The sequence below is a fragment of the Arthrobacter sp. PsM3 genome, assembly GCF_030433895.1.
In the GTDB taxonomy this organism is placed as follows: domain Bacteria; phylum Actinomycetota; class Actinomycetes; order Actinomycetales; family Micrococcaceae; genus Arthrobacter.
This window is the reverse complement of sequence record NZ_JARUXE010000046.1, coordinates 22,971-31,061: the sequence shown is the minus strand read 5'-3', so window position 1 is coordinate 31,061 and position 8,091 is coordinate 22,971. Positions and strand designations below refer to the sequence as shown.

The following is an 8,091-nucleotide window of genomic DNA, read 5'->3' as shown; positions in this document are numbered from 1 at the left end:
GGGCCGTTTTGACCCCGCTCAAAACGGCCCCGACTGCGAGCTGGTCGGGCTGGAACGGGGGTCAGTCGAGGCCGCGGCGCTTGAGCAGCGGTTCGAGTTCGGCGTCGCGGCCCCGGAAGGCACGGAAGGAGTCCAGCGGATCCCGGCTGTTGCCCCGGGAGAGCAGCTGGGCGCGGAAGAAGTCGCCGTTGGCCCGGGTGAGGCCGCCGTGCTCCTTGAACCATTCCACCGTCTCGGCGTCGAGCACCTCACTCCAGATGTAGGAGTAGTAGCCCGCAGCGTAGCCGGCGCCGGCAAAGATGTGCTGGAAGTAGCCGGTGCGGTAACGCGGCGGGATCAAGTGGTGTGCCACACCCGCCGCGGCCAGCGCCTTGGCCTCGAACTCCAGGACATCTTCAGGCACTTCGGAGCTGTCCAGCACATGCCAGGCGAGGTCCAACAGGGCCGCGCCCAGGTATTCGGTGGTGCCGAAGCCCTCGCCCCAGAGCTGGGCGGCGTCGAGTTTATCCACGACCTCCTGCGGCAGCGCCTCGCCGGTGGCGTGGTGGCGGGCATAGTTGGCGAGGACCTCCGGCCACATGATCCACATTTCATTCACCTGCGAGGGGTACTCCACAAAGTCCCGCGGCACGGCGGTGCCGGAGAAGCGCGGGAATGTGACCGAGGAGAACAGGCCGTGCAGGGCATGGCCGAATTCGTGGAACGTGGTGCGGAGCTCATCCAGGGTCAGGAGCGTGGGTTCCCCGGCCGGCGGCTTGGAGATGTTGAGGTTGTTGATCACCACGGGCCGGGTGTTGAGCAGCCCGGACTGTTCCACGAGGGAGTTCATCCAGGCCCCGCCGCGTTTGGATTCGCGCGTGTAGTAGTCGCCCAGGAACAGGCCCAGCTCGGTCCCGTCGGCGTTGCGGACCTCCCAGACGCGCACGTCCGGGTGGTAGCCGGCGAGGTCGGAGCGTTCGTGGAAGGTGATCCCGTAGAGCGCGTTCGCGGCGAAGAACACACCGTCGTTGAGGACGCGGTCCAGCTCGAAATAGGGGCGCAGGGCCTGCTCGTCCACGGCGTAGCGTTCGCGCTTGACCTTGGCCGAGTAGAAGGCCCAGTCCCAGGCCTCGAGGGGATGCCCGGCAATTTCGGCCAGTGCTTCGGCCTCGGCGTCGGCATTGCGGACCGCGGCCGGCGCGAGCCGGTTCATCATGGTCTGCACGGCGGCGAAGTCCGGGGCGGTCTGCTGGTCCACGGTGAGTTCGGCGTAGTTGGCGAAGCCCAGCAGCGTGGCTTTCTCCGCGCGGAGCCGGACTGTGTCCTTGACCAGGCCCAGGACGTCGAGCGGGCCGCCGTCGCTGCCGCGGCCGGTGGACGCCCCGTACAGGCGGCGGCGCACATCCCGGTTTTCCAGGGCGGCGAGGGCGGGCTGGTTGCTGGGCTGGATCAGTGTGAGCAGGAACTTGCCCTCGTGGCCGGCGGTGCGGGCGGCTTCCGCGGCGCTGGCAACATCATCCGCGGGCAGCCCGGCGAGCTCGGACGCGTCGTCGAGAAGCAGCGAAGCGGACTTCATGGCCTCCTTGACCCGCTGGCCGAACTCCGTTCCGAGCCGGGAGAGCTCGGCGTTGACGGCCTTGAGCCGTTCCTGGCCGGCGCCGTCGAGCTGGATTCCGGACTGGCGGAACTCCTTGAGGTACTCGTCCACGAGACGGGCGGATTCCGCGTCGAGCCGGTCGGTGTTGATCGAGGCGAACCGCTCGAACAGCCCCCGGTTGAGGTAGACGGCATCCTGGTGGGCCGAGAAGCGCGGGGACAGCGTGGTTTCGAGGTCTCGGATGGGATCCGAGGCGTCGGCCGAGACGAGGGTGAAGAAGGATGCCGCCGCGCGCTGCAGGAGCTGCCCGGACGCCTCCATGGCCAGCGCGGTGTTTTCGAAGGAGGCCGGCTCCGGCGTGTCCGCGATTGCCTGGATTTCAGCGAGGTGCTCGGCGAGGCCGGCGTCCACGGCTTCGGCGTAGTGCTCGACGGTGATGTCCGCGAACGGCGGCAGGCCGAAAGGCAGGGGGCTGGAGCTCATCAGGGGATTGGTCATGAAATAACTCTTTCATGTAACGGGATCAGTCTCAACGGTGTGCTGGGCGTGTTGTGACCGCGGCCACCGTAGGATGGGCGCCATGCCTACGATCACCCCCACGTTGCGCGGCCGTCTGTTCGCCGCCGCCGCAGCGCTTTCCCTCGCGGCCACCATGGCTTCCTGCAGCGGCGGCGCCCGCCCGGAAAACGCCGCCCCGGCGGACGCCGGGAGTACCTCCGGGCCGGCAGCAGCGCTGAGTCCGGGGACGACGGCGGCAGCGTCGCCGTCGGGCACCCCGTCGCCGACGCCGACCGCTCCGCCGACGCCGGGGAAGGGTCCGGCCTGCGCGGCCGTCCGCTGCACGTCGGTACTGGTCACCGGGGACCTGCTGGTCAACGCCCAGCTCTGGGAGCAGGCCCGCGCCGACGCCCTGGCCGCCGGCGCCAAGGGCCTGGACTTCGGCCCGATCCTCGAGGGCCAGCGCCGGTACATCGACAAGAGCGATCTCGCGGCCTGCCATCTGGAAACGCCCGTGGCGGTTCCGGGCGGCCCCTTCTCGGCCTATCCTTCGTTCAACGTTCCGCCGCAGATCACCACGGCTGTCCAGCAGGTCGGCTACCAGGCCTGCACCACCGCGAGCAACCACACCGTGGACCGCGGCACTGCAGGGCTGCTCCGCACGCTCGATGCGCTCGACGCGGCCGGGCTGCAGCACACCGGCTCCTACCGGAACGAGGAGGATGCCCGGGGCATCATGATCCTGCCGACCGCCGGTGCGAAAATCGCCGTGATCGATGCGACCTACGGGCTGAACGGGCAGCTCCCCGAGGCGGCCTGGCAGGTGGACATGCTCGACCCCGAGGTCATGATCGCCAAGGCCAAAAAAGCCCGCGCCCTGGGTGCGGACATTGTACTCGGCGCCATGCACGCCGGGGACGAGTACTCCAGCGCGCCGAACGCCGAGCAGGAGAGCGTCGCCCATGCTCTCGCGGACAGCGGCCAGTTCACCATGATCTACGGCCACCACACGCACTCGGTGCTCCCGATCGAGCAGTACAAGGGGACCTGGATCGCCTATGGCCTGGGCAATGGAATCACCGAACTCTCGCCGGACTACGTGGTGAACAACGAGGGCCTGCTGCTCAGGGCCCAGTTCAGCCAGGACGCCGCCGGGAAGTGGACCGCGTCCGACCTGGCCTGGGCGCCCTCGGTGATGGTTCGCGGACCCTACCGCTGGTGCTCCGTGGCATCAGACGCCCCGCAGGGCCCCTGCGCCGGTGCCGCAGCCGACGCGGCCACCCGCCAGCGCACCCGGACTGTGGTCGAGTCGATGGGGGCCGCGGCTGCGGGCGCCCACGAACTGCTTATCACCAAGGATCCTTAGGGTTGGCGGATCCACGCCGGACATCAGGCCAGGATCTCTGAGGACCGGCCGATCTTGCCCTGACAACAACCGGCGCATACCGTGGTGGTTACGAGAGGGGCCTGAGGGGCCGGCTCCCGTCACCACCGGACCGGAGGTTTTCGTGGGCAGAGTGTCGACGGCGGACCGGGAAACCCGGAGCGGGACCTTCCCGAACGGCATGGACTACCTGAGCCTGGGCAACGGCACGAAAACCCTCCTCTTCATCCAGGGCGGCCCCGGGAGCTCGGTTCCCCAGGGGATGCTGCGCCGGATGCTCCGGCGGCAGTTCACCCCCCTTTTCCTGGCCGGCTACTCCGTCTGGATTGTCACCCGGCGCCGGGGGATGCCGCCGGGGCACAGAGTCGCCGACATGGCGGATGACTATGCGCGGCTGATCGCCGACCAGTTCGGCGGCCGCGTGGATATTGTCTTGGCGGAGTCGTTCGGCGGCATGATCGGCCAGTATCTCGCGGCGCGGCATCCCGAGTCCTTCGACCACATGGCCATGGTGGTCACCGCTGCGGAGCTGAGCGACTGGGGCAAGGACGTCGATTCCCGGATGGCGCAGGCCCTCGCCGACGGGGACACGGACGGGGCCGGAATGGTCTTCGCCGAGTATCTGCTGCCGGGCCGGCGCCTGAAGTGGCTGCGGCGGCTGATCGGCCCGGTCATCAGACGCGGGCTTCTGAGTGGAGCCGAATACCCGTCCCAGGATGTCCTCACCGAGGTGCGGGGCGAAGTGGCGTTCAACTCCCGGGACGTCCTGCCGCTCATCCGGCGGCCGGTCCTGCTGATCTGCGGGGGCTCGGACCAGTTCTTCCCCCGCGACGTTGCCCAGGAAACGGCCGGCCTCATCCCGGACTGCACCCTCATCTGGTACGAGGGCAAAGGCCACATCCGGGCAGCCTCCAGCGGCCGCATCGCGCAGGACGTGCTTGCGTTCGCCGGCCGCGGCTGAAAGCCGGCCGGGAGTGATGCCGCGGCGGAGTGCTGGCGTCTGCTTGCACCACCTCATCCGGCTGATGGATCGATGGCCTGCACGGAGTTCAGCACCACACCCACGGCCCGGACTTTGATCAGGAGCCCGTGCAGGGGCGCCTGATCCGGGCCCCGCTGTTCCGGCGGCTGATGAATTCGGCGACGGTCAGATTAATGGCCCAGCCGGCGCCCAGCATGAACGTTGTGATGAGTTCGCCGGCGCCGAAGACCGCTTTGCCGATGCCCACGGTGAAGCCCTGGGTGCCGGCGGTGCGCTGCTCGCGCCATAACGAGTAGCCGAGGCCGATCAGGCGACGCCGGTGGGCAATGCGAAGAGCCTTTCATTGATCTGCCACTTTGGGCGACGGATGGAAGGACGACCAGCCCCACAAGCTCGATGCTCACCATAATGGGGTAGCCGGTACTGAACACGAGGTACCCGAGCAGGTGATCCGGCGGGGGCCGCTACAGCAGGCCGCGTTCCCGGGCACGGCGGACCGCAGCCCGGCGGCTGGTGACCTCAAGCTTGGTGAAGATGTGCTTGGTGTGGGTGCGCAGCGTGTTGTGCGAGATGAACAGCTCACCGGCGATCTGCGGCCCGCTCAGCTCACTTCCGAGCAGCCTGAGCACCTGCAGCTCCCGCCCACTCAATGGGGTCGACGACGGCGGCCGCGGTCCTGGACCGGGGGCTTCCACTGCCGCTTCGGCACGGGTGCCGAGGCTGAGCAAACGGGCAGCGCAGTCGGCGGCGGCGCCGTATTGCGCGGCGTCGCGCAGGAGGTCCAGCATGGGGGCCCCCTCGGCCAGGAAGAGCCGCACGCGCTCACCCGGTTCCGGCGCCTCGGCAAAGGCCCGGCCCAGCGCCTCGCGGGCCTGCGGCCGGTGTCCCTGCGCGTCGTGGGCCAGCGCCTGCAGCATGCGGATCTCCACCAGGCTTCCGGCGCGTTTCGTTGACTCGGCGGCCTCGAGCAGCCGGTCCAACAGCAGGACGGCACGGTCGACCGCGCCGGTGCCGGGGTCTGCCCGGTGCTGCGCAAGGAGCAGCCGCACCAGTGTGAGGTGGTCAAACTCGCTCAGGTGGCTGGGCTCGTCCGTGGCGGAGACACCCCGTTCGTGGGCCCAGTCGACCACTTCCGAGACCCTGCCCTGCGCGATCCGGACCCGGGCCTTCATCGCCGCGATGGGACGGAGGTCCGGGAAGAACGCGGGCCGGTAGAGCTGCTCCGCCTGGTCCAGGAACGTGATGGCTTCGTCCGGGTTCGCTTCGGCGTGGGCGAGCAGTCCCCTGGCCACGAACCAGCGGTAGCGGCCCTCGGTCATCGTTGCGCGCTCCACGAACACGGACGCTGCCTCGAGGTGCCCCCGGGCGCTGCCAGGATCGCCGGCTTCGCACTCAATCTCGCTCAGGCCCGCATGCAGGTCGGCGGTGGCCCGCGCCACGGACTCGCCATGCGCCTCCGCCAGCTGCAGCGCGCCCTGATAGAGCCGGCGTGCCTGGCCGGGCCGTCCGGCCGCGAGCCACATGTCAGCGAGCACCACCGTGCTGCTGAGCTCGTCGACCAGGTTGCCGCCGGCGTGCAGACTCGCCACAGCCTGCGCGAAGGTCTGCAGGGCCGTGGATACGTCGCCGGCCGCCCAGGCGGCGAGCCCCAGAAATCCGGCGGCAGCGCCCCGGGCAAGATGGTCGCCCGGGCGGGCCAGCTCAAGCGCGTGCCGGGCGTGCTCCGACGTTCCTGCCACATCGCCCCGTGCCTGGGCGAGCGCGGCGCGGTAGACGGCGATGGTCGCCGGCAGCGCCCGGAGCTCTTCGGTGTCGGGCCAGGGGGCTTCCGTGCCGCCCGGTACCGCGGCCAGTGCCCGTTCGGCGGCATCGAGCCGGGGCTCGACGCCGTCGAGGTCGCCGGATGTCATCAGCATGAATCCGAAGAAGACGCTGAGCACCGGGCTGCGCCGGACGGCGGCGTCCGGCAGTGCCTTCAGCCAGCCGAGCAGCGTCGCGTCCTGCCTGTTGCGCCGGATCTCCGGCACCGCCAGCTCCATCAGGTAGGCGGCCCGGTCGAAGTCCCGGGCCGCCAATGCGTGCCTGACAGCGTCCTCTGCCGGCCCGTGGCTCTCGTACCAGCGGCTGGCGCGCTGATGGAGCAGCGGTATCCGTTCCGGCTGCTCGCTGAGCAGCCGCGCCCGCAGCACGTCGGCAAAAAGGTGGTGGTAGCGGTACCACTCACGCCGGTCGTCCAGGGGGACGATGAAGAGGTTGGCCCGCTCCAGGGCCATCAGCGTGCCGCTCCCGTCACCGCGGCCCGTGACGGCATCACAGAGCGGCCCCGTGAGCCGGCCGAGGACAGCTGAATCCAACAGGAAACCGCGAACCGGGTCCGGTTGATGCTCGAGTACTTCCTCGACCAGGTAGTCGACGATGTACCGGTCGTTTCCGGCGAAACGGGCGATGAAGCCGGCGACGTCGTCGCGGCCCTGGATGGAGAGCGCCGCGAGCTGCAGCGCGGCAATCCAGCCTTCCGTTCGCTGCGCCAGGACCGCCGCGTCCGCCGGGACCAGGTGCAGTCCGGCCGCCTCGTTGAGGTACGCGGCGGACTCCTCCGGCGTGAAGCGCAGTTCCGCGGCGCGGATCTCGACCAGGTCGCCGCCCGCCCGCCAGCGGGACAGCGGCAGGCCGGGGTCCGCGCGTGTGCTGATCACGACGTGCACGCGGGGCGGGAGGTGCTCCAGCAGGAACGCCAATCCGCTGTCCACCTCGCGGCTGTCCACCAGGTGGTAGTCGTCAAGCACCAGCCAGAGATCATTCGGTGCCGCGGCCAGATCATTCAGTACCGTCGTGAGCATCAACTCGGTCGGCAACCCGGTCGACGGCGGCGAGGACGCCGTAAGCTCCTGGGCGGCCGACCCGACGCCGGGCACCGCCGACTCAAGCGCGGCCACCACATAGGCCCAGAACGACGCCGGATCGCTGTCGGCAGAATCGAGTGACAGCCACGCCACATCCTGGTCCTCGCCGGAGGTCTCATCCAGCCAGCCGCTGAGGAGCGTCGTCTTGCCAAAGCCCGCCGGAGCGGACACCAGGGTCAGCTTCGACCCGGCTCCCCGGCGCAGACGCTCGCCGAGCCGTGGCCGGGTCACGAGACCGCTTCGCAGCTTCGGGACGTACAGCTTGGTTGCAATGATCGGACGTGACATGCGATCCCCGTTCCAAGCTGCCCAACCGTGGCCGAAATGTTTGCCTGACAGCACCAGCGTACCGGGGTGGTGGACGCGAACGGGTCCGAGCTGGCCAACGGACTGCGCGGCCATTGGATGCCGTTCGGCGCCGTCGAGGACATCGAGGCCCGCTACACCGTGGCGATCAGGGCCGCGCAGCGAACGGATCAGCCAGAAAGAAACGAAGACAGCAGGGACGCCATCGCTGCCGCGTGGCACGATGCTCGGGCGTCCGGCGTGAACATGCCAGTCGGCAGTGTCGTCTCCTCATGGAACCGGCCAAAGGCCATCGTCGGCGCCCTCGCTATCGTTTGGGCGACTCTGGCGGCGTTTGACTGACCTGAACGCCTTCTCCGCCGAGGTCGCCGGAAGCGCGCGGGATCGCCGTAACGTCCCTGTGTGCCAGGCTCTTGTGTGACAGGTTTGCTGCCACCCTCCG

General features: G+C 69.3%; 6 protein-coding genes. 3 read left to right on the top strand and 3 right to left on the bottom strand.

What is annotated here, in order from left to right; all coding sequences use genetic code 11:
• Window positions 1-61: 61 nt before the first annotated feature.
• A complete protein-coding gene (locus QCD75_RS18870; RefSeq protein WP_301230966.1) occupies window positions 62-2,074 on the bottom strand; it encodes a M3 family metallopeptidase in 2,013 nt (670 codons plus the stop codon).
• An 82-nt stretch (window positions 2,075-2,156) separates the two neighbouring features.
• Here QCD75_RS18870 and QCD75_RS18865 point away from each other — a divergent pair, with 82 nt between their 5' ends.
• Together QCD75_RS18865 and QCD75_RS18860 are read left to right on the top strand one after the other, a co-directional pair.
• Window positions 2,157-3,440 (top strand): CapA family protein, encoded by a 1,284-nt coding sequence (locus tag QCD75_RS18865; RefSeq protein WP_301230965.1) that lies wholly within the window; start codon window positions 2,157-2,159, stop codon window positions 3,438-3,440.
• Window positions 3,441-3,582: 142 nt separating this feature from the next.
• Complete coding sequence (locus QCD75_RS18860) at window positions 3,583-4,419, top strand: alpha/beta fold hydrolase (RefSeq protein WP_301230964.1); 837 nt, start codon at window positions 3,583-3,585, stop codon at window positions 4,417-4,419.
• 118 nt (window positions 4,420-4,537) lie between these two features.
• On the opposite strand, the gene QCD75_RS18855 is transcribed toward QCD75_RS18860, so the two are convergent.
• Entirely contained in the window at window positions 4,538-4,687 is a 150-nt protein-coding gene (locus tag QCD75_RS18855) for a hypothetical protein (RefSeq protein ID WP_301230963.1), read from the bottom strand.
• Between the two features lie 217 nt (window positions 4,688-4,904).
• Window positions 4,905-7,631: a LuxR C-terminal-related transcriptional regulator gene (locus QCD75_RS18850; RefSeq protein ID WP_301230962.1), complete on the bottom strand. Its 2,727-nt coding sequence runs from the start codon at window positions 7,629-7,631 to the stop codon at window positions 4,905-4,907.
• Window positions 7,632-7,697: 66 nt separating this feature from the next.
• On the opposite strand from QCD75_RS18850, the gene QCD75_RS18845 reads away from it, so the two are divergent.
• Window positions 7,698-7,991: a hypothetical protein gene (locus QCD75_RS18845; RefSeq protein WP_301230961.1), complete on the top strand. Its 294-nt coding sequence runs from the start codon at window positions 7,698-7,700 to the stop codon at window positions 7,989-7,991.
• Window positions 7,992-8,091: the final 100 nt, after the last annotated feature.

Excerpts from the sequence above, each read along its gene's own strand:
- QCD75_RS18865 (WP_301230965.1), top strand. The coding sequence starts at position 2,157 with ATGCCTACGATCACCCCCACGTTGCGCGGCCGTCTGTTCGCCGCCGCC.
- QCD75_RS18870 (WP_301230966.1), bottom strand. The coding sequence starts at position 2,074 with ATGACCAATCCCCTGATGAGCTCCAGCCCCCTGCCTTTCGGCCTGCCG.
- QCD75_RS18850 (WP_301230962.1), bottom strand. The coding sequence starts at position 7,631 with ATGTCACGTCCGATCATTGCAACCAAGCTGTACGTCCCGAAGCTGCGA.